The following is a 22,110-nucleotide window of genomic DNA, read 5'->3' on the forward strand; positions in this document are numbered from 1 at the left end:
AGTGGTGGGCAATGGCATCGGGCGGGTCGAACAAGCGCATAGCTGCAACGCTCGGTGTCAGCCCGGAAACAGGAAAGTCCCGCGAGCGGCCAGTGAGGACGGGCCCCTTTTGCCTATGGCAGACGATCCAGTTTATGGATCAAAGGCTGTCCGGGTCTCTGAAAAACATTTTGACTAGGCTCTAGAACAATATTTGAATCGCCCCGGGTTTCGTAGACACCTCTTTGCCTTAAACTGAGGCCAATCAGGAGGTGCCATGAGCAACCCGCGTTACCCCGAAGAATTCAAAATCCAAGCGGTCAATCAAGTGACCGAAAAGAAGCTGCCTGTCGCTGATGTAGCGGCCCGTCTTGGCGTGTCGACGCATAGCTTATATGCCTGGATAAAGCGCTACAGCAAACCTCAAGAAGAACGACAGCAAGACGATGATCAGCACGCTGAACTGCGTCGTCTGCGAGCAGAACTCAAGCGCGTCACTGAAGAGCGAGACATCTTAAAAAAGGCCGCCGCGTACTTTGCCAAGGAGTGCGGCTGAAGTACGCCTTTATCAAGCAGCGCGCGGGCGACTATTCGATTCGGCGGCTTTGCCTGATGCTGAAAGTCCATCCCAGCGGTTATTACGCCTGGCTGTCCGAGCCGCAATCTGTACGCGCCAAAGACGACCAGCGACTGCTGGGTTTGATCAAGCATTCATGGCTGGAGAGTGGCGGCGTTTATGGCTATCGCAAAGTCCATGACGATCTGCGCGAGGTCGGTGAAGATTGTGGTCGCCATCGTGTAGCGAGGCTGATGCGTCTTGAAGGTCTGCGCTCTCAGACAGGGTATCGACGCCGCCCTGGAAAGTACGGCGGTAAGCCAGCGGTCGCCTCACCCAATTTGCTGAAGCGCCAGTTTGATGTCGTAGAACCCAACAAAGTTTGGGTCACCGACATCACCTACATTCGCACTTATGAAGGCTGGCTGTATTTGGCTGTGGTGTTGGATCTGTTTTCTCGCCAGGTCGTTGGCTGGTCAATGAAGTCGCAGATGACCAGTGATTTGGCTATTGACGCGTTGTTGATGGCGGTTTGGAGGCGTAAACCGAAGCAAGAAGTGATGGTTCATTCCGACCAAGGCAGCCAGTACAGCAGCTCCGATTGGCGCAGCTTTTTGAAGGCAAACAATTTGGTTGCCAGCATGAGTCGCCGAGGCAACTGTCATGACAACGCTGTGGCCGAGAGCTTTTTCCAGCTTCTGAAACGGGAACGGATCAAGCGAAAAATCTACACCTCGCGGCAAGATGCTCGTAGTGATGTGTTCGATTACATCGAGATGTTCTACAACGCAAAACGCCGTCATGGTTTCAACAATCAGCTGTCACCGGCAGAGTTTGAAAAGCGTTACGCAATGAGCTTGCAAGGTGTCTAGAGAATCCGGGGCGATTCATAGGTTATATCGACCATGTTGCCATTGAGTGCCTCCTGCGCGCGGACAAGTCAGGCTCGCTTCGCCAATTTATCGAACCCCTCAAGCTGAGCATCCAGCAAGCCGTTCGTGCGGAACAAAACGGTTGAGGCCATCAGTAACTTGATACATAAGGCAAAGCCAATCGTTCAGGGCGCTAGACAGAAATTACACTACATTGCTATAACAATATGCTTTCGCAAAATGGCAATGATATTAAATGCATACATGGAGTGCTTGATGAAAAAAATTTCATCTTCGAATTATGAAGTCGTGCGACAATTGTTTACTGAAGACTACCCTAACTTGCCGTTTGTTCATGGGCTTATCGAAGGCGTGCTACCGGGCGAAATTTTCGTTGATAACACCTCCAATCCTGCTAGCTGCATTCTGGTTAGCGCTGCCTCCTATGTGTTCACCTCTGGGATATCCACCTCGAAAGCAATGCGGTCCTGCGTTGATTTATTGAGGGATAAGGCAGAAATGAAACTCGTTTTGCCAGAGTTAGGTCCCCATGAGGCTAAGACGCTTGGCTTGGTGCCGACGGCGCGTCGCCAATATAGCTATTCTAATGTTCGCCCCATTGATCTGAAAAATACTTCAGGTTACGAAATTCGATCTATCGCGAGTGAGTCTTTTTTTAAAGAGTGTATTTGGTTCGACCTCATGGATACTATTTTCGGGGGGGCTGAAAACTTCCTTCAACGAGGTTTTGGTTGCGTTTTCTGGGACGCTGACTCAGGGGTCATCGCGAGTGAGGCTTATGGTATCCCTTCTAAGCAGTATGTAGAGATTGGTACCGTGACTCATCCCGCTTATCGGGGTAAAGGCTTGTCGACTATGCTTTGCAATCATCTCATCCGTCATGTATTTGAGCTTGGACTCAGACCGATCTGGTCTTGCGATGAGAGCAATACTGCTTCGTGGGGTGTCGCTGAAAAGCAAGGGATGGACGGCAAACTTCATTATAATTTTTACAACCGCGCCGCGAATCACAAATAGCTCAATGGGCTCGAAACCACAAAGTGCGCTGACAAAGAGGACATCAAAATCGCTGGGCAGGTCAGACCATCCTTAAATAGCGGAGAACAAATTAGAGTTCGTCGCGCACGATGCCCCTGCGACCCCGGGCCCGCATTGTTCATTTCGGAGTTACTTTGCGGATACGGTATACGCAGCGACGAGCGCCCTGCAGCAAATGCTCCTCGCGCGTAACCTCCCCCCATCCCTGCATCAGCATTTGAAACTGCGATAATTCCGACGCGCAGAATCCTTGGCACTTTGTTGCCGCAGCGCAAATCGGACAATGGTCCTCGATCAATAAAAAATCATCACCATCACTCTCAACCCGTGCCATGTACCCTTCCGCGTCACGCGCATCTGCCAGTCGCATAACGCGCTCGGCCAAGGAGCTTGCCGATGCCAATTGCGCTTGATACTCGGCCAGCTGCTGCATGCCACGGTGTTCGATGATCTGGTTTATGCCCGTCTGACCAAACAGGTGCGCCACAGAGTGGATAATTTGCACGGTGAGCTGGGCGTGCGTATCCGGAAATCGGGCATGACCTGCCGTAGTCAATTGCCATAACTGCTTGGGTCGACCGACACCGGAACGTGAGATCACGCTATCGACCAGGCCTTGTTCAACCAATTTCGCCATCTGTTGCCGTACCGCCTCGGACGTCACGTTCAGCACCTTTGACAAGCTTGCCGTGCTGCATGCGCCGTGGGTTTTAAGGTGTCTCATTAGCTGTTCGGATGAGCGCTGCGTTAAATTTTCAAAGTTTTCTCTTGCGTAACTCATCAGCTTCTCGGCAATATTGAAAGTATTAGCTTTGTTTATTAAGGCATTTCACCTGGCATGGTCAAGCCTATTGACCCGAAAAATAGAAGGAATGATGCATGGAAACTCAGAAGACACTGCGGGATTACCTGATGCTGCTTGCCATCGGCGTTGTGTGGGGAGGGCAGTTTTTATTCAACGCACAAGCTGTTCAGGCGTTTCCACCGATTACAGTCGCCGCTGCCCGGGTATTGATCGGCGCGATTACACTGAGCATCGTGACGGGGTTCATCTCGGAGCCATCGACTCCCCACGCTAAACGCTCATTGTCCGTCGGTATATTGTTTTTATGCATCGCCTTGTTTGAGGCCGTGCTGCCGCTGTTTCTGATCGTCTGGGGGCAACAGCACGTGGACAGCAGCGTGACTGCGGTCATCATCGGCAGTGTTCCTATCATTACCTTGATCTTGTCGGTTTTTATGAGCAAGCGTAAAGGTTTTACCGTTTATTCCGGGCTTAGTGTCATCCTTGGCTTTATCGGTATTGTGGTGCTGGTCAACCCTAGTGCAGGCGGCATAGGCGGAAAGTTCATCTATGAAATGGCCATTTTTCTCGGCGCAGTGAGCTTCGCGTTCAGCCTCAATCTATTGGAAAGAATCCCGCACAGCAGTCCGATTCGCTCAGTGAGAAACATCTTGTGGATTTCTTCGGTTCCATTAGTCATTGCAGCACTGGTACTGGACAAGCCGTGGTTATTGGCCTGGAATCTTGAAGGGGCACTTTCAGTGCTGGTATTGGGCATGATTGGTTCTGGGCTTGCGTATCTGATGTATGCCTCGTTGACTCAGCGCTGTGGGTCTGTATTTACCTCGCTGTCCAATTTCATCGTTCCCTTGGTCGGTGTCATCCTGGGCGTGGCTATTCGTGGCGAGGAGTTTGGCTCCAAAGAAGGATTGGCGCTGGTGTTGATCATTGCCGCGTTGGCCGTCAACGAAGCTAAATTATTATTTAGAAAGAATGTTGAGGCTGTCTAAGCTCTATTGATATTGCGCGCTACCCCTTTGGTAAAAAAGCAACCTTGTATTATTTGTGCCTGGCTCTATAGAACCAGATACCAACCCTCCGTTAAATTGATGGGGCTGCCAATCGGCAGCCCCCTTGGTGAGCGATGGTTCAAGACGCTGCATGGATGCAAGAGTTGGTTGGTATTGACGCGTGGAGGAGGCCGGCCAACTCAGAGGGTGTCTAGTTTAATGACGCTGTCACACAGAGCGCGTGCTTTTCCTTCTTCTGTCAGTCGATAGAAGTGCCACTACGCTGCAGATTAAGATGGTCCAGCCCAGTGTCTGTGCCCATGCCACTAGAATCATCGCTGCACCAATCAACAAGTAGTACAGCAAACCAAACAACGCGCCCGCTGTACCGAGGCGGTCGTGATATGCCGCCAGCGCTCCACCCAATACATTAGGAATTGCCATACCGAACGCCAATACCACCAGTAGCATCGGCCATACAAACAGCCAACTGCCCTGTAATAACAATACAAGCAAAGCGCCCAAGAACATCAGCCCACTGGCTATTTTCACCAGGCTCGAACTGTCTACGCCACGCTTTAGCAAAAGCCTGTTCAACCACGCCCCCGACGCCGAGCCCAGAGCCAGCAATACTCCGCTGTAGCCAAAGGAGTGGGCCGTCATTTCCAAGGCGTCAAACAGGAAAGGCCCCAGACTGTAATAGCTGAGCAGTGCAACGTTGAACACAGCTACCAATATGGCAGATCGCCATATCGCGCCGTCCTTGAGCATGCGACCCAAGGTGCCTAATAGTGGCGCCGAGGATGTTGCTTCCGGACGAGTTTCCGGCAAACGCAGCAGACACCAAGCCCATAGCACCAGGGACAATAACAACAGGCAGGTCAGCATTCCTCGATAACCGTAAAACTCAACCAGACTCGCACCCGTAAACAGACCAATTGCCGGGCTTGCAGCCAAGGCGATTCCTGCAATGGAATAAACATGTGCTAGTTCGGTGCCACGGTAGCGGTCGCGCAGTAGTGTTTGAGTAACCACCGAGCCAACCGCTGCGCCAAACGCCGCCACTGTCTGAGCAACGATGAGTCCCTCAAAGCTTTTGGCAAGCAATGCAAGTGTGGAGCCGAGTGCATAAACCACCAAGCCTGCGAGCATGGCAGCGCGTCGCCCCAGCCGGTCACTGATCCGGCCCCACACCACTACACCAAGCGCAAAGCCAATAAAAAACACTGAGAGTATTTGGGATGCTGCCTGCGACCCCACATTAAATGTCTGTCCGATATCCGTCAGTGCCGGGCTATAGAGAGTCTGGGCAACTTGGGGGAACATCAGCAAGGTTATCGTTAGCACAAGAAAGCTACGGGAATTCATCAACACGTACTCGTGGTAGGAAAGTAACGCAGTTTAAAGCCGTAATTTTCGGCGTATTATCTGAGGTTCGACAATTAATCATCAAAATCGGACAAGAAGCCATGGCCTACCTCGAAGCTGATAGTCCCTTTGATCCCGACAGCTTCGATGTACCCGTAGCTGGTATACGTGCCTTGCATCGCGATCATGACTCCGGCGTGCATCAACATAACCGGGGACAATTGTTGTTCACCCAGCAAGGCAGTGCCCGAATCACTCTGGACAATCAACTGTGCCTGCTGCCGCCAATGCGTGCTGCGTGGATACCGGCGGGGGTCAAGCACCGCGCCGTGATACAGCAAGCAGCAGAATATCGCTCAGTGTATTTGGACCGATCGCTATCTCTACCATTAGGTAATGAAGTGCGAGTCATCGAGGTCAGTTCGCTGTTACGCGCCGTTCTGGAAAGCATGACTCAGGCTCCGTATGACACTGACTGGAGCTTGGGGAAATACGCCCATTTGCTGGCGCTGTTTTTAATTGAAATAGCCGAGGCGCCGAGGCAGCCAATTATCCTGCCATTGCCTCAGGACAAACGCCTTGCGCCGTTGCTGGCACACCTTGATTTGTTGCCACCGAATTTGCAGACCCTGGTGACTCGCGTAGGCGCAAGTGGAAAGACCATCGGCCGTATCTTCTTGCGCGAGACAGGGATGGGTTATCAGCAATGGCGGCAACAGTGGCGACTGCTGCGTTGCGTTGAGTTGCTAGCTACCGGACACAGCCTTGATGACTGTGCGTTTGAACTGGGCTTTAGCAACGACAGCGTGTTGATCGCTTTCTTCAAAAGCTTGACTGGAACCACGCCGCGGAACTATCTCAAGAAGAGTGTGGGTTTTGACCAGGGTCTATAGGTTCGGCGGGGGAAGCAGCATCTTCAGCAATGCAGCTTTGCGCTCGGGTGAATGGTTCGGCACAACCAGCCTCTTTCCAGCCTCCAATATGCTTTTTCAGGAAAAACCGAAGAAGCAACAACTATTCTGGCACCGGGGGCTCCCCGATTAAGTGGTCGTGTAGCCTTTACACCACTGCATCGGACTGCACCCCATCTCCTGGCGAAACATGTAGGTGAATGCCGAGCCGGACCTGTAACCCAAACTTAGTGCGATGTCAGTCACGTTGCGCCCGGCGCCCAGCCATTCCAGCGCTCTGAACAAGCGCATGCGATGACGCCACGCTCGCAGGCTGACACCGACCTCTTTCTCGAAGTGTCGGGTCAGCGTACGGCCAGAGGCGCCCAGCTCGGCACCCCATGCGTCCACGCTACGGCTATCTGTTGGGTGGGCATAGAGCATTTCAGCAATCTTGCGCAGCATCGGGCTTCGGGGCCAAGGAAGATGGGAGGTCTGGACTTTCAGGCGGTGTAATTGTGCGAGGATCAGGCTGTCTACCTGGCTGCGGTAGTTCGCGTCCTCAAGCTGCCCGTCGATCTCCTCCAACTCGACTATCAGTGCACGCAGAAGCGGGGATACCGAAAGCACGGTACACGTCGTCGGCATGGCGAGATCGGGTACATCGGCTATATAAAGATTGCGAAATTGTGCGCCATGGGGGGTCCCCATGCGATGCGGCACGCCGGTGGGTACCCAGATAGCTTGCTGAGGTGTGATCAGGTACTGGGCGTCTTCCACCGTGACCAGCAGTGTGCCGGCCATAGCATAGACGAACTGGTTCCAGCGGTGCTGATGAGTTGTGCATGCCCGCCGCGCCGACAGAGACTCGGACCAAAGGAAAACCGGCCGCGGCAGGGGGCCGATTTCCCGCACGTCCCTAACGGTCCAGTCGTTGTTCAGATTCATATAGATGCTTCCAAAGATTGTCTTGTTTTCGATGCCGAAAGTCATTCTATCGAAAGACAAACAGTTTTGCAGGTTGTTAGCATGTTTTTTAGTTGTAAATAGCACATCCACAAAGGCCGCTTGAGGCGAGCGCAATAAGTTTTACGCGAGCAAGCGGTCTATGTTTTCTCTCCCTTAGTAAGTAGGAACAGTACGAATGCATCAGTCCTGGGAAGATAGGCAACAAGCCATTCAGGCCTTGGAAGTGCGTGATAAATATCAGGCCTCCGTCAATGTGAGTAAGGCCTTTCCTTTATCAATGTCTCTTCAAGATTGGTGAGGGCGGATGCAGGGATATTATGGAAATACTGCGGCCGCTACTCACGCACTGTTTCAGCAAAAAGAAGTCGAAATGCCATCCGTTCAACGGTCCATGAAGCAGCTATAGCCGTGAAGTCATTTGTCGATTGTTTTGCGAGTATCGGTGAGGTGGGGTATTGAATATCTAATATTATATTTATCTTTTGTTGACTTTCTGCTTTGGTGATCAATTCGGCAAGTATGATTTTTCGTCGTGAATACTGAGCGCGTCGATGTGTTCATTTGGACGATATCTTTATATTTATTAATGTGAAGGAATATTGTAAATGCGTCAGTCTTGGGAAACTTTGCAACAGGCACTGCAGTCTTTGAAGACACGTGATGACTACCAGGCATTCATTAAGGCCAATAGACAATACTTCCCACCAATGGGGGCGAGTGACGCTAATAACTGGCTGGGCATGAAGGGGAACGCGTGGGCTGATTTTACACGCGACCGATTCCAGGAAATAGACGCTGCGAGAAGAGAGATATCGTCAAGGACTAATGTCGCAGACGGACTGAAGAAGTATGAGCAATCATTGGATAGTCTTATCAGTTATTTTAACAAAGAGGCCTTTAAAGTCCCGCCGGGAGATCCAAGGTTCAAGGATACTGCTGCAATGGCATATCAGATTGATCGTTTTGCAGGATTAAATGTTTTGGATTATGCCAGAGCTGAGGTTTATTCCGGGGCTCAGCAATATTATCGCGACAATAAGGCAAATGGCACGAGCGCTCCTGCATCCTCTGATGAAATTCTTGACTATTGGAAATCAATTTTAGGTAAGGACGAACCTGTGTCGCGTATCGCTAGCATTTTGGGCAAAGACAAAAGCTGGATAGAGAATCATTCTATTTCTGATTTGCAGCGATTGGCTGTCAGCATGGGAGATGCTGGAAGTTTCGGTCTTATGACAGAGATTTTGGAAGAGAGAATTGAAAAAGCAAAAAAGTGGATGGATGTTGACTACAAAGACTTTCGCGAGAAGTTAGGAACAGGAGGGGGCCAAAAAACAGGCCGGGGCGAGATTAAAATGTCGCAGATGTATTACGAAAATCGCCTCGGTCTGTACAGTGGAAAGTGCTACGCATTTTCCGTTCTGTATGCTATGGCCATGGTGGAAAATGGCGGAAAAGGTGTCGAAGCGCTGTTCAGTGAACTGGAAGAAAACGCTGATCGGTATATGGGGGTTACTGTCCGGGATAACAAGATGAGTGACTTCCGGAATAGGCTGGATTTCATCTACTATTCTCCCGAGGTCTCCAATGTCCTTGGAAAGGGCCATGCAGGAAAGGGAGTAGATGGAGAATACAGCCTAAAGAATATTTTTAACGATCTTGCAAAGGAAGGTAGCCATGCGTCTTATATGATTGGGACAGGCAGTCATGCAATGGTTCTGGCGACCCTGGTCGACGCGAATGGAACTCGGAAGTACATGTTTTTCGATCCAAACTACGGTTCAATTCCTTTCACAAACCTGGATGTTGCTCTCAGCAAGGTGACTCAATATTTGGCGAGTAAGAAAGATACCTATAATGTAAAAATGGTTAATGGCGAGGTGCGGTTGGATGTGACGAAATTGAGTAAAGACAGAGTTGAAAAGCTGTCCGCGCTCAATATGACGGGAGCCAGCACCGGAAAGTTGGGGGATATTGACGGTATTGGGCGTATGCCCCCGCCTTATGCGGGAGCGATGCCGGGAAACGACCCCGAAGCCACAGTCCGGCAAACCCTCGACGCCCAGCGCCAAGGCGAAGAGCTGGTGAAAGGCCTGGGCGAGGTGATGCATCAATCGAACCTCGACGAGCATACCTGGGCGCCTCTGCTCCAAAGCTATGACGATACCACCCATGAACTCACCTTTACCGACACCCAGTCGGCTGCGCATGAAGTCAAGACGGTCAAGGTGGAAGACTCGCGCCTGCGCGAAGCGTTGCACTACGTGCGGGATCTGCCAGCCAAGATCAAGAAGGGCTTGACCATCGAGCACGGCCATTTCAAACCGATCGAAGGGGTGAGCCACCTGGACGGCATGGAGGCGCTGAACGCCGGCATGGCCATGCAGACCATTATCGAGCTGATGCATGCGCAGCATCGTAACGAAGAGACTGAGGAGGGCAAAAAGGCCGAAGGGTTCTCCGAGTCGCTGGCGAAAACCCTTGAGGCCCATGTGTGGGTTAATGTCACCGGCTCGGCGATCGCCACGGTGAAGGACTTCAGCAAATTAGGCGGGTTGGTGGGGGATCTGCTCAAGGAGGGGGGCGAGTGGACCAAGCTGGGTGAAGGGCTCGCCAAGGTTGGCGAGGCCGTGGGTAAGGTGACGGAGGCCTTGGGGACCACAGTCGACGTAGTGAATGTCGGCTTCGATATCGCCGAGTTGGCCCAGGCCGAGACTTATGAACAGAAGGTCAGTTCCGGCGTCCAGCTGGGCCTGGATTCGCTCAATCTGGGGGTGGGCGCCGCCGGCATGATTGCGGCGGAGGTCGGTGCTGCGACCGCGGGGGCGTTTCTGGGCGCGCTGGCGGTGCCGCTCGCTGGCCTCGGCATTGGTATCGGTGCGCTGGTGGAAGATCTAGTGGCACTCTATGCAGAACATTACAAGATCAGCGGTGCATTCGACCAGCTTAGCGCGAACTACCAGGCGAAAGGCTATAAGCTCGATGACCAGGGCAATATGATACCGCTGGACGGCGTGACGATCAGCGAGTTGGATCTGGTCCACAATACCGTGACCTTCGGCAAAAACACCTTTAAGTCAGACTACGACAAACTCCAGTGGGACCTGCATGAAGGGTTCGGCGTCAACGGCGGTAAGCAGAACCGTCATGCCTGGGACACCGTGCAGTTGGAGGACAAGTATAAGGGCCGCAAGGTGGTGGTGCTGCCCTTCGCGCCGAACCAGACCAGCTCGCTTAACTATGACCCGATGGTGGGCGGAACCACGGGCACCGCTCTCTTTAACATGAACGGTAAAGAGGTAATGAAAGACGATGGCACGATGGGCACTATCGTTTTCTCGCCCCGCCAAGGCAAAGTGATGAGTTACAGCGAATGGCGTCGGGAGTTCTTCAACACCCGCGTCGACGTGCAGCTGGGCAAGGATAGTGTGAGCCTAGTGATGCCGGCTATGAAGCATTTGGACCCGGGCGGCATCGCCTATAAACCGCCCTACGCCATGAATTACAGCATCCACGGCGACGGCGGCCAATATACGTTGAATGTCAGCAATTATGGCCAGGCCTGGCTGTATGAACAGGATGCGAACGCTCCCTCGACCTGGGTGTTGTACGATCAAAAGAACGGCGATATCCGCTTTGATGGAGGGTATGTCCATATCGGCACCGCAACCGTATGGCTGGAGAAGCCGGCTGCCACCAAGCTCTATGTTTATCGTCAAAACGGTGAGGTGATTCACATCGACATGAGCGATGTGAACAAACCGAAAACGGAAGTCGTCGACTTCATCGCCGACAATAAGTATGTCCAGGCGCACATATACCGAAACAGATACTCATCGCTGATCGAGGATCTGGACGAAAAAGTCAGAAGTCTGAACCTGGGGTCAGCGACGGTCAATTGGCAACTTGACGGGAAGGCAATGACGGGACACTTTGTCCGCGGAACCAAGTACGTCACAGTCTTTTGGCCCGATGATGGAACCGCATCGGCGGGAACGATCTGGCACTATCGGCCTAATCGCATTGCGGCTAAACGCATGGAGGGGGAAGGGCTTGGGGGAGGGTTTTGGGATCCTGAACATTCTACCGCCCTGTCTGACGATGCGTTCGCAGGCTTCCATGCCGACTATTTCAAACAACATCCCAATACCTCTCTGGGCGACTTGGTGAGCGAGGCAAATCGTCGGGGGGTCAAAGACTTTGATGTGGTCGGTATGCCCGTCCAGGGTCAGCTAATGTCCGGTCGATACAGCGCCCAATCCAAGTCACTGGTTAGCGTTGACAAGCAAGGTCAGATCTGGGATTTGATGACAGGGGTGACCCCTGCCGTGGCCATCATCGGTTTCACCGAGGAGTGGTTCAAAGCACATTTAGGCCAATCGTTCCAAAACCTGCTCAATCAAATGGAACAACTGGCGCATTCACGCAGCGGGTTCGACGTGATCGGTATGCCGGGCATGTCTGCTGGTGATGGGCCGCTAAACGGCCACTATGATACGAAGACGAAAATATTCACAGCCACCAAACCAGACGGGGTGATCTTCGGTTATAACAACAGCACCCATGAGCTTGAACTACCGGGCTTTGATACGACATGGTTCAAGAATAATGGCGGCACCGCCGAGAACATGTTCAGCAGTATGTTGAAATATGCACAAGATCATGACATGCATAAATTCTTTGTGCGCCACATGCCTTGTGTTACTCCAAAATACCAATGGCTGCCGACTTCGAATACTCTCGACGGCCTCTACGATGATACAACCAAGACCTTGTCTGGTATTGACAAGGCCGGGATCGCATGGACGCTATCGGCGTCGAATTCTTTACACTTAGTTGGCTACACCGCAAACTATTTCGCAGGTTTTGTTGGCTGGGTGAAAAATGACCCGAGTATGCTGATCTTCCATGCACGCGACGTTGGCAGCACGAGCTTCCAGGTAAGCGGCATGCCGCTCAAATCCGGCGACGTCGTGTCTGGTAACTTCGATGGTAAAGACTGGTATCTCGTTGGTAAGTCGGGTGAGATCAAGCAATATAGCCGGGATAGCGTGGATTTGCTCTCAGGCGCTTTCATCGGTGTGAGCAACGATTGGGTCAAGCAGCATCAGGCTAACCTGGCTGCAGCGTTGGCACAAACCGCTGAGGCGAACGGTGGCAAGCCTTTTACTGTGCAATGGCAAAGTGGTGAGACACTGCTGACCGGCAATTACTCGCCCAGCTCGCGTACCGTCACGGCCCAATGGCCACCTCATAGCCCAAATGCTGGCGAAATCTGGCAATTCGACGACAATCTGCAGAAATCCCCCCTCCTCGGTGTCAGCAACGACTGGATCTTGGGACACCAGACGAGCCTGGCTTATGACTTGGCGCAGCTTGCCAAAAACAATAAGGTCAGCTCAATCCTGATTCCTCTCTCCGGGAATGCCGATCAAGGCGCGATGGCTTGGTATGACGCCGAACAACAAGCCATCATCGTGAATAAGGGCCCACAGGGCGCGGCCACCTATCTGGGTTACGCTGCTGGGGTCAACTGGTTGTTCGACGCAAAAACCGGTCAGCTGTTTGCCGCCAGCGCAGAACCTGTACATGACTTTCCTGCCGGCACGCTTGCAAACTCGGACGCACTCTACCAAGCAGCACCCGCGGCGGCGGAGCGGATGTTCACTTCCCTGGGCAAGCTGAGCTCGGCGGGTATCGCGGGCAACACAATCGTGGTGGAGACCGACGAAGGGCTGCAACTGGGGATGGACCTGGACCACCCTGGTCAGGCTCGTTTGCTGAAGGTTGGGCCGAAATGGTTGGCTGCACATGGGCTAACCAATAGCGAGGACCCGAATAATGCGAAAATACTAGAGCCGCTGACAAAGCGCTTTGAGTGTGGAGAGGTCGTGCCAGTCTCCTTCAAAACTGGTTTCACTTATTTTTACCGCCCGCAAAGCGGAACGTTCCAGTCTGGCGGCTCTGAGAAGGAACCAGGTGAGTACGTGGGTTTCAATACCACTACTGGAACACTTATTGTTTTCTATCCTACGGCTACGACTAACAATCTGTTTACGGCGGGAGATATCAACTCGGTAAAGCATGCCGTCCGTTATGGGGATGTCGTTGGTTTGGATGGGCTGCGTGAAGAGGACATTGGAAAATTACCCAAGATAGAGGGGGTGAATAGCTACCTGGTCATCACTGACGACGAGCTCACGTTCCGGGTGCAAGGCGACAAACCGCAGGTGTTGGAAGTGGGGCCGAAGTGGTTGGCGGCCCATCAGAGCGACGCCAACGCTTTGCCTGGGTTGCTCCAACGCTACGAGCACGACCAGACGATCCTGCTGCACGATGACAATGGGTACGCCAGCTATGACGTGGCGTCCGGGAAAAGGACCCTGCTGGCCCAACAGCCGGATACCATACCGATGCTACCCACCAGGCCTGGACCGATTCGCCAGGAGCTGCTGGCGCAGGCCATGAGCACCTTCGTGCAGCCGGGTGTGGCGGGCAGTACCTCGGCCACGCCATGGACGACACCGGCCAACGTCGTGGTGCAGGCCTTGCCCTCCGTGCATCCGATGCTACGCCGGGTCTAAGCCAAGTCTCTAGTTCATTAGATCTGTCGATCTCTTTCGGGCGGTGGTTTTTCCACCCGCCCGTTAGGGTTGTGGCCGTGTATCAGTGGTCTTTCATAATGAGACCGGTGATTTCGTTTAAAGAATCGGAGTGTCTATTGCAAGCAATTAAATACAGTGTGTTACCCATAGCCCTTGTATTCTCTTTAATAACCAAGACCGTTGTCGCCGCCGATCTACTCTCGGTGTATCAAGCCGCCCAAACCTACGATACGACCTTTGCGGCGGCGGCCGCGGCGTTACGCGTGGGGCAGGAAAAAAACCAACAAGCCACGGCCTTATGGCTGCCGAAAATCAATTTGACTTCCAACTACGGCCTTAACGATACCGAAGCAAGTCCCAGCCAGAAGTTTCGCAATCAGGATGAACACGCCACGACCTGGGGTTACGGTGTTTCCCTTAGTCAGCCCATTTACGATACGCAGGTCAGTGTCGGCTCCCATCAATTGAATGACCAGGCGAAGTTAGCGGTGGTGCAGTTCGAGAATGCTGCGCAAGAGCTGATTTTGCGGGTGGTCAAAGTGTATTTGGATGTGCTGCTGTCTCAGGACAAGTTGGAGATGGTGCGAGCGCAAAAAGAGGCCGTTTCGCAACAGCTGGATCAGGCCAAGCAAAGCTTTGACGCTGGGGCTTCGACGATTGTCGATATCCAGGAAGCTCAGGCGCGTTATGACGGCATCATCGCTTCTGAAATTGCCGCACAGAATGACCTCGCCGTCAGCCGGAATGCCTTTACCGAATTGACGGGGATGCCCGCCGAGGGCCTGGGGGAGCTCAATCAACACATGGTCGCGCGCGGACCGCAGCCGGCGGACGTCAACGAGTGGTTGGCGCGGGGCGCGGCGAACGGGCTGAAGATCCAGGAGAAACGGATCGCCCTCTCGATTAAAGCAGCCGAGCCCAATAAATATGGGGCCTGGCGAGAGTCGACGGTGAGTTTGCAAGCCGGTTATGACGACGGTCGCAAAAGCTCTACGAGCGCGCTCACTCCCGATCAAACGCAAAGCACGTATATCGGGCTCAAACTCAACGTCCCCCTGTATACCGGCGGTAACAATAGTTCCAAGTTACGCGAGGCACTGGCGGAGAAAGAGCAAGCCGAAGATGAACTGGAGACGTCACGGCGTGAGACCGCCCTGGAGATCAAGCGGGCCTTTCTGGGGGTGACGACAGGCGCTTCGCAGATTAGCGCGTTGAAACAGGCGCTGGTCTCGGCCCAGAGTTCGCTGGCGTCGACCAAGTTGGGGCGTGAGGCGGGCACCCGTACCACCCTGGATGTCCTCAATGCCGAGCAGCAACTCTACTCGACCCGCAAAGACCTGGCCGAGGCGCGTTACACCTACCTGCAAAACCGCCTGAAACTCACCGCGTCGGTCGGCGAGCTCTCATTACACGATCTGCAAGTGGCCAATGCCGCGCTCCATTCGTGATCGGCCAATAACTGCTATTCAAACTTACTGATAATGTGATGACTGAAAAAATAACCTTGGAAACAAGCTCGGCGCTCGCGTGTGCCCGTTGCTTGTTGCAGTTGGCAGGAATCGATGTGGGGGCGCTGGATGACGAAGCGGCTCAATCATTGGAAGTGCCTGCGTCATTAAAGGCGGCGCTGGCCGATTTGGCCCGTCGGCAAAGCGTGAAGCTCGCGCTAAAAAAGTGCCGCTGGACGCAGCTGAAACCAGGACAATTACCACTGGCCTATCGCCGGGTGGACGGCAGCTTTGCCGTCCTGGCGCGCCTCTCGAATGAGCAGGCGTTGGTCCAGCTGGCCGATCAAGCGAACCCGGTGCTCATGACCCCGGCGCAACTCGAGGAGGACTGGGCTGGGGAGATCTTGACCCTTGATATGGCGGCGCTGCGTTTTGACATACGCTGGTTTATTCCGGCGTTTGCCCAGCATAAGCGCTTGCTGCTGGAAGTGTTGTTGTTCTCGTTCCTGCTGCAAATCCTCGCCCTGTTATCACCCTTGGCGTTTCAAGTGGTGATGGATAAGGTCATCGTCCACGAGGCGCTCGCCACCCTGGATGTGATTGCCCTGGGCTTGATCGCTGCGGCGCTGGTCGAAGTGCTACTTAAGGGATTACGCGAATACCTGCTAAGCCATACCTCGGCGCGCATCGATGCGAAGCTGGGCGGCGATCTGGTCAGTCACCTGCTGGGCTTGCCCCTGGCGTTTTTTCGCAGCCGCTCGGTGGGCGTGATTGTGTCGCGGGTCCGCGAGGCGGACACGATCCGCGAGTTCCTCACTGGCGCGGCGATGGGGCTCAGCGTGGACCTGCTCTTCACCGTGGTGTTCTTGCTGGTGATGTCGCTGTTGTCGCTCAAGCTGACGTGCCTGGTGCTGCTGTCGTTACCGGTTTACGCGCTGATCGCCGGCGCCAGTACGCCCTTCCTGCAACAACGCATCGAGACCCTGTTTCATCACGGGGCGCGCAGCTCCAGTCTGTTGGCCGAGTCCCTGGGCGGGATCGAGACGATCAAGGGGCTGGCGGTGGAGCCGCGCATGCAACGCCGCTGGGAAGCCATTACCCGCGATCAGGTCGGCAGCGGCTTTCAGACCCAGAGCTTGCAGACCCTGATCAATCAGGCCGTGCAGTGGGTGCAAAAGCTCGTTTCGGTGTTGATTTTATGGATCGGCGCCAACGAGGTGTTGGCGTTGCATCTCACGGTCGGCCAACTGATCGCCTTCAACATGCTGGCCAACCATGCGAGCCAACCGGTCAGCCGGCTGGTCGAGTTATGGCAGCAGTTCGTCCAGGCGCGCGTCGCGGTGGATCGCCTGGGGGACATTCTGAACCTGCCGGTCGAACAGGACGGTGGGCAGCGCCGTTTGCCACACCAGCTGCAAGGAGCCATCGAGTTACAGGACGTACAGTTCAGGTACCGGCCCGATCTGCCCCTGACGCTGGATGGTATTTCTCTCTCCATCCGCGCCGGTGAAACGCTGGGCGTCGTGGGCCCTTCCGGTTCGGGTAAATCGACCTTGACCCGCCTGATGCAGAAACTGTATTTGCCGCAAGCGGGCAGCATCCTGATCGATGGCGAGCTCTTGGATGAACTGCAACCGGTGGCGTTGCGCCAACACATCGGTGTGGTACTGCAGGAGAATTTTCTGTTCCAGCGCAGTGTGCGTGACAACATCGCCCTGCGGGCGCCGACCGCCGCGTTGGAGGACGTGATGCGGGTTGCCAAGCTGGCCGGCGCGCACGACTTCATCCTCAAATTGCCGATGGGCTACGACACCCTGATCGCCGAGGGCGGCACCTCGCTCTCCGGTGGGCAACGCCAGCGGCTGGCGATCGCGCGGGCGCTGCTGACCAACCCGAGGATTCTGATCTTCGATGAAGCGACCAGCGCGCTCGACGAGGAATCCCAAGCGATCATTCGCGACAACATGCCGCAGATCGCCCACGGCCGCACCGTCATTGTGATTGCCCATCGCCTCTCCACAGTGCGCGATTGCGATCGCATCATCGTCCTGGATAAGGGCCGGATCAGCGAAGCCGGCAGTCATGCCCAGCTCATGGCGCTGGAGGGCACTTACCGGCGCCTGTGGCAATTACAAGAAGACCTTTCTTCGGAAGACCTTTCTTCGGAACACGATCATGATCATTGACCGACTACTCCCCTCGCTGCGCGCGCGCGTCAAGGCGAACAGCAAACCCGACGAAGCCTATGAGTTTCTCCCCGGCTACCTAGAGATCCTGCACCGTCCGCCATCGCCCTGGGCACGCCGGTTGGCGCTGGGGCTGGCGCTGTTTGTGGTGCTGATCATCCTCTGGTCGGTGATGGGGATCCTGGACATCAACGCCAGTGCCACGGGGCAGATCATCGACTCCTCCCGCTCCAAGCTCATCCAGCCGCTGGAGCCCGCGCAGGTGCTGGCGATACACGTCGAGGATGGCCAGCGCGTCAAGGAAGGCGACCCGCTTATCGACCTCAAACTCATTGGGGCTTCGGCCGACGTGCAACGCTTGAACGACCAGGTCACCGCCAATCGGTTGGAGGTGGCGCGCCTGAAAGCCTTGCTCAGCGAGACGCCGTTTCAAGCCTTTGTGCCGCCGCCGGGTATTGCGCAGAGCGACATCGAGGCCACGCGCCAACACCTGACCAGCGAATGGCAGGCCGTGCAGTCGCGACTGCGCGACCTCGATTCGGAAATCGACATCACCGAAGCCAACTACCAGGCCGTGAGCCACGACCTCAACGAGATGGGCAAATTGCGGGTCAACGTTGAATCACGGGTCCATTCGGCGCGTGTGCTCGCGGAAAAAGGCGTGGTGGCCCAAGTCGCCTTGCTGGAAAAAACCAAGGAACTGCTCGAGCTCGACCAGCGCCTGGAACAGCAACGCCAGCAACAAAAGGTGCTGAGCGCCCAACGGCTCAATTTGCGGGATCGCAAGCGCAGCTACCTGGCGCAAACGCGGCGCGAATACAGCGACAAATTCACGCAAACCTCCAATACCCTCGCCGAGCAGGAACAGGAGTTGGCCAAGGCGACAGAACGCCGCGGTTTGCAGCAATTGCGTTCACCGGTCAGTGGCCTAGTACAGCAATTGGCGATTCATACCGTCGGCGGTGTTGTCACGGCGGCCCAGGTGTTGATGGTGGTCGTACCGGATGCCGCCGAACTCGAGGCGCAAGTCAATATCCTGAACAAAGACGTCGGCTTTGCGGCGCCGGGCCAGGCGGTTGAAGTCAAGGTCGATACCTTCCCCTATAGCCGCTACGGCACAGTCCCTGCGGTCGTGACTTTCGTGTCGCATGATGCCGTCAAGGACGAGCGCCTGGGCTTCGTCTTTCCGGCGTATGTGCGCCTGAGCCAGTCCTACATCATGGTCGATGGCGAGCGCAAAGCACTGCAGGCGGGCATGAGCGTGGTGGCCGAGATCAAGACGGGAACGCGCCGGGTCATCGATTACCTGTTAAGCCCGGTACGCGAATACCAAGCGACCGCCATGCGAGAACGTTGAAATGAGCATGATCGAACACCACAGCACTGCGCCCGACAGTACGGCGCAAGACACGGGACTCTTATGTTTGGCGCAGGCGGCGGAGCACTTCGACATCGCCGTGCTGCCGCGTCGGCTGGCGCATCGCCTGGGTCGCGAGCAGGGCGCAGCCACGACCCAGGAACTCTGTCGATTGGCGCTCTGGATCGGCTTGCGCGCCCGCGTCGTCGACTTCAGCGGCGAGCACTTGCAAGATATCCCCACGCCCGCGTTGGTGCCGGGACCGGCCGGATTCACGGTGCTGAGCAAGATCGACGCCGAGACTGCGACGATCTGGTCCCCCCAGGAGTCGGTCACACGACAGATACCGTTGACGGTCTTCGTTCAACTGTGCAGTGGTCCACTCCTGTTGCTGGGCGAGGAGCTCGAATCGCGTAAACGGGTGCCCTTCGGCTTTCGCTGGTTCCTGCCCTCGATCTTGCGCCACACTCAGCAATTTTATTGGGTGATGGCGATTTCGCTGAACCTGCAGCTGATCGCCCTGGTCAGCCCCTTGTTCTTCCAGAGCGTCACCGACAAGGTGCTCGTGAGCCGTGCGGGCGATAGCCTGCAGGTCCTGGCGGTCGGACTCCTGGGGTTGGCCGTGGTCGAACCTATATTCGCCTTTGTGCGCAGTTGGCTGTTCGGCAACCTGGCCAGCAAGGTCAACGCGGAACTGGAGGGGAGGGTGTTTGGCCATCTGATGGCGTTGTCGCTGACCTACTTCCGGACCCGCCAGGTCGGCGAAGTGATCGCCCGAGTGCGCGAGATCGATCATGTGCGCCAATTCCTCACCGGTTCGGCCTTGACCCTGGTGCTGGACCTGATCTTCGTGGCGATCTTCCTCGTGGTCATGCTGTGGTATTCGGTCGTGCTCACCAGCATCCTGGTGATTTCGCTGATCGCCTGCTTCGCGGTGTGGATGGTCATTGGTCCGCAATTACGCGCCCAGGCCCTCACCACCTACGAACAGAATGCGCAGGCCAATGCGTTCTTGATAGAAACGATGAGCGGTATCGAAACCCTGAAGACCTGCGCCACCGAAGAACGCTTTAGCGCGCACTGGCAACAGCGGCTCACGACGTATCTACGCAGTCAATTTCGCATGAAACGACTCGGCATCACCGCCGGGCAAATCATTGCCTTCATCCAGAAGGCCATGTCGGCGATCATGCTCTGGTTTGGCGTGCACGCGGTCATGAAAGGCCAGATGACCGTCGGGGAACTGGTGGCTTTCAACATGTGGTCCGGCCATGTGGTGGAACCGGTGTTGCGCCTGGCGCAGATCTGGCAGGATTTCCAGCACACCCAAGTGGCCCTGCGCCGGGTCGGCGATATTCTCGATGAGCCGGGCGAGGCGATTGGCGAAGGGGTCGGCGCCTTGCACGCGATAGATGGGGCGCTGGTCTTTGAGCAGGTGCGCTTTCGCTACAGCGACACCAGTCCTGAAGTGCTGAAAGGCTTGAATCTGGATATCCCCCCGGGCAGCTTTATCGGTGTCACCGGGCCGTCAGGCTCCGGCAAGTCCACCCTGGCGCGCTTGCTGCAACGCCTCTACTCGCCGCAACAGGGGCAGATCCTGGTCGATGGCGGCGACATCGCGATCGCCGACCCCATCGAACTGCGCCGGCAGATGAGTATTGTCCCCCAGGAAAGCATGCTGTTCGCCGGCACCGTGGCGGACAATATCCGCCTCTGCAAGCCAGACGCCACTAACGACGAAGTGCAGGCGGCGGCGAAGTTGGCCGGGGCGCACGGCTTCGTCGTCGAGTTGCCCGAGGGTTACGCCACCGACGTCGGCGAACGCGGAGGGTTCCTCTCCGGCGGTCAGCGCCAGCGCATTGCCCTGGCGCGCGCCTTGATCACCGATCCGCGGATCCTGATTCTGGACGAGGCCACCAGCGCACTGGACTATGAATCGGAAGCCGCGATCATGGCGCGCTTACCGGAGATCATCCAGGGGCGCACGGTCGTCAGCATCGCCCATCGACTCAACACCCTCCGGCCTGCGGATCGCATCTTGGTCATGGAAGACGGCACCATCACGGAAAGCGGATCCCACGAACACCTGCTCAAGTTGAACGGCCGCTACGCCAAACTGTGGGCGCTGCAGACTGGAGAGGGGGAGCGAACGACGTAAAGGTCAATGTATTTCAGGCCACGCGCACAACCGCGCAACTGCACGCGCTCGAACTGGCTGTGAATGGCCTGGATACGGGTGCGTGCGTAATGCTCGCCATCCTTGCTCTGTACGTATTCGCCCGGGTAGTCGTAGAGCGGATGGTCGCCGTTGCTGTGGCTGCGCGACACGCTGGAGCGCACTTCGAGGCTGGCGCCGGGGCGCTGGAAGTCGTAGTCGTTCAACGCCAGCGAGCCCGGCTGGACTTCCCGCGCCAGTGGCCAGTCGTAGAAGTGGTCGCGCTATCGGAGATGCCGAGGTCGCGGAACACCTGCTTGATGATGTCCGGCACCGTCTTGTTCTGGAAAATCCGGCAGTCCGAGGTGCGCGTGAGCAGCCAGAATCAGGGGCGCAGGCTGACCCGATAACCGGCGAACTGGCCATGGTGCGCTGGCGACGCAGCTCGGTGATAATTGTGGTGATGTGCTCCAGCTTGATATCGCTGACCGGCTTTTCGCCAATGGCAGGCAAGATGTGGTTGTTCAGCGCTCCGCGAAGCCCCCATGATGGATTTGGTCACCAGTTCGGCAGACTTGAATGCCAACCATTGCTCGGCCACGCACGCGCGCTTCTTTCAGCCCAATGTCGGGGTAAGCACCGATCGAAAAACGGTTCTCCTTGCCGTGCAGCCGATACTTTAAACGCCAGAACTTGGAAGGGGATTTTCCGGCCTTGCTCGACGCCCTCACCTCCAAGTAGAGACCAAGGACTTCGCCGTCAGCGTGTTTGCCGGGCTCGGTGAGCGAGCGGACGAAGGTATCGTTGAGTTTTCGTCTGAAAACAGGGGCGTTATCTGGAGTATCGGTGGGGGGCACCGTTTTTTAATAATC

13 protein-coding genes and 2 pseudogenes are annotated in these 22,110 nt (G+C 55.5%); 10 read left to right on the forward strand and 5 right to left on the reverse strand.

Features of this window, described 5'->3' with window-relative positions; translation table 11 throughout:
- Positions 1-256: 256 nt before the first annotated feature.
- Positions 257-1,407 (forward strand): IS3 family transposase gene (locus H0I86_RS15515; RefSeq protein WP_180925712.1). Its coding sequence is split into 2 segments (ribosomal slippage): positions 257-491 and positions 491-1,407, totalling 1,152 coding nucleotides; the frame shifts between segments, so codons are not numbered across the junction.
- Between the two features lie 276 nt (positions 1,408-1,683).
- On the forward strand, positions 1,684-2,445 hold the full coding sequence (locus H0I86_RS15520) for a GNAT family N-acetyltransferase (RefSeq protein WP_180925713.1): 762 nt from the start codon (positions 1,684-1,686) through the stop codon (positions 2,443-2,445).
- 139 nt (positions 2,446-2,584) lie between these two features.
- On the opposite strand, the gene H0I86_RS15525 is transcribed toward H0I86_RS15520, so the two are convergent.
- A complete protein-coding gene (locus H0I86_RS15525; protein WP_180925714.1) occupies positions 2,585-3,247 on the reverse strand; it encodes a helix-turn-helix transcriptional regulator in 663 nt (220 codons plus the stop codon).
- Positions 3,248-3,345: 98 nt separating this feature from the next.
- On the opposite strand from H0I86_RS15525, the gene H0I86_RS15530 reads away from it, so the two are divergent.
- On the forward strand, positions 3,346-4,260 hold the full coding sequence (locus tag H0I86_RS15530) for a DMT family transporter (RefSeq protein WP_219637321.1): 915 nt from the start codon (positions 3,346-3,348) through the stop codon (positions 4,258-4,260).
- 228 nt (positions 4,261-4,488) lie between these two features.
- Here H0I86_RS15530 and H0I86_RS15535 read toward each other — a convergent pair whose 3' ends face one another.
- Positions 4,489-5,628, reverse strand: a complete 1,140-nt coding sequence (locus H0I86_RS15535) for a multidrug effflux MFS transporter (protein WP_180925715.1) — start codon at positions 5,626-5,628, stop codon at positions 4,489-4,491.
- Between the two features lie 101 nt (positions 5,629-5,729).
- On the opposite strand from H0I86_RS15535, the gene H0I86_RS15540 reads away from it, so the two are divergent.
- A complete protein-coding gene (locus tag H0I86_RS15540; RefSeq protein ID WP_180925716.1) occupies positions 5,730-6,521 on the forward strand; it encodes an AraC family transcriptional regulator in 792 nt (263 codons plus the stop codon).
- 147 nt (positions 6,522-6,668) lie between these two features.
- Here H0I86_RS15540 and H0I86_RS15545 read toward each other — a convergent pair whose 3' ends face one another.
- Positions 6,669-7,577: an AraC family transcriptional regulator gene (locus H0I86_RS15545; protein ID WP_219637322.1), complete on the reverse strand. Its 909-nt coding sequence runs from the start codon at positions 7,575-7,577 to the stop codon at positions 6,669-6,671.
- An 85-nt stretch (positions 7,578-7,662) separates the two neighbouring features.
- Here H0I86_RS15545 and H0I86_RS32170 point away from each other — a divergent pair, with 85 nt between their 5' ends.
- The 6 genes from H0I86_RS32170 to H0I86_RS15570 all read left to right on the forward strand — a co-directional run bounded on the left by H0I86_RS32170 (position 7,663) and on the right by H0I86_RS15570 (position 21,241).
- A complete protein-coding gene (locus tag H0I86_RS32170; RefSeq protein ID WP_258019445.1) occupies positions 7,663-7,785 on the forward strand; it encodes a hypothetical protein in 123 nt (40 codons plus the stop codon).
- Between the two features lie 307 nt (positions 7,786-8,092).
- Positions 8,093-14,071 (forward strand): TcdA/TcdB pore-forming domain-containing protein, encoded by a 5,979-nt coding sequence (locus tag H0I86_RS15550; protein ID WP_180925717.1) that lies wholly within the window; start codon positions 8,093-8,095, stop codon positions 14,069-14,071.
- 98 nt (positions 14,072-14,169) lie between these two features.
- Positions 14,170-15,540 carry a TolC family outer membrane protein gene (locus H0I86_RS15555; RefSeq protein WP_180925718.1) on the forward strand — a complete coding sequence of 457 codons (1,371 nt, stop codon included), beginning with the start codon at positions 14,170-14,172 and terminating at the stop codon, positions 15,538-15,540.
- A gap of 38 nt (positions 15,541-15,578) precedes the next feature.
- Positions 15,579-17,726: a peptidase domain-containing ABC transporter gene (locus tag H0I86_RS15560; protein WP_180925719.1), complete on the forward strand. Its 2,148-nt coding sequence runs from the start codon at positions 15,579-15,581 to the stop codon at positions 17,724-17,726.
- A complete protein-coding gene (locus H0I86_RS15565; RefSeq protein ID WP_180925720.1) occupies positions 17,623-19,083 on the forward strand; it encodes an HlyD family type I secretion periplasmic adaptor subunit in 1,461 nt (486 codons plus the stop codon). Before H0I86_RS15560 ends, H0I86_RS15565 begins: the two co-directional genes overlap by 104 nt.
- A gap of 1 nt (position 19,084) precedes the next feature.
- Positions 19,085-21,241 (forward strand): type I secretion system permease/ATPase, encoded by a 2,157-nt coding sequence (locus tag H0I86_RS15570; protein WP_219637323.1) that lies wholly within the window; start codon positions 19,085-19,087, stop codon positions 21,239-21,241.
- A gap of 14 nt (positions 21,242-21,255) precedes the next feature.
- Here the strand turns inward: H0I86_RS15570 and H0I86_RS15575 are convergent.
- Together H0I86_RS15575 and H0I86_RS31950 are read right to left on the reverse strand one after the other, a co-directional pair.
- Positions 21,256-21,665 (reverse strand): annotated as a pseudogene (locus tag H0I86_RS15575) (contractile injection system protein, VgrG/Pvc8 family); the annotation flags it as partial.
- Positions 21,659-22,095, reverse strand: a pseudogene (locus H0I86_RS31950) (integrase arm-type DNA-binding domain-containing protein); the annotation flags it as partial. The pseudogenes H0I86_RS31950 and H0I86_RS15575, both read right to left, overlap by 7 nt.
- Positions 22,096-22,110: the final 15 nt, after the last annotated feature.

Origin of the sequence: Pseudomonas chlororaphis subsp. aurantiaca (genome assembly GCF_013466605.1) — a bacterium.
Lineage (GTDB): Bacteria > Pseudomonadota > Gammaproteobacteria > Pseudomonadales > Pseudomonadaceae > Aquipseudomonas > Aquipseudomonas chlororaphis_I.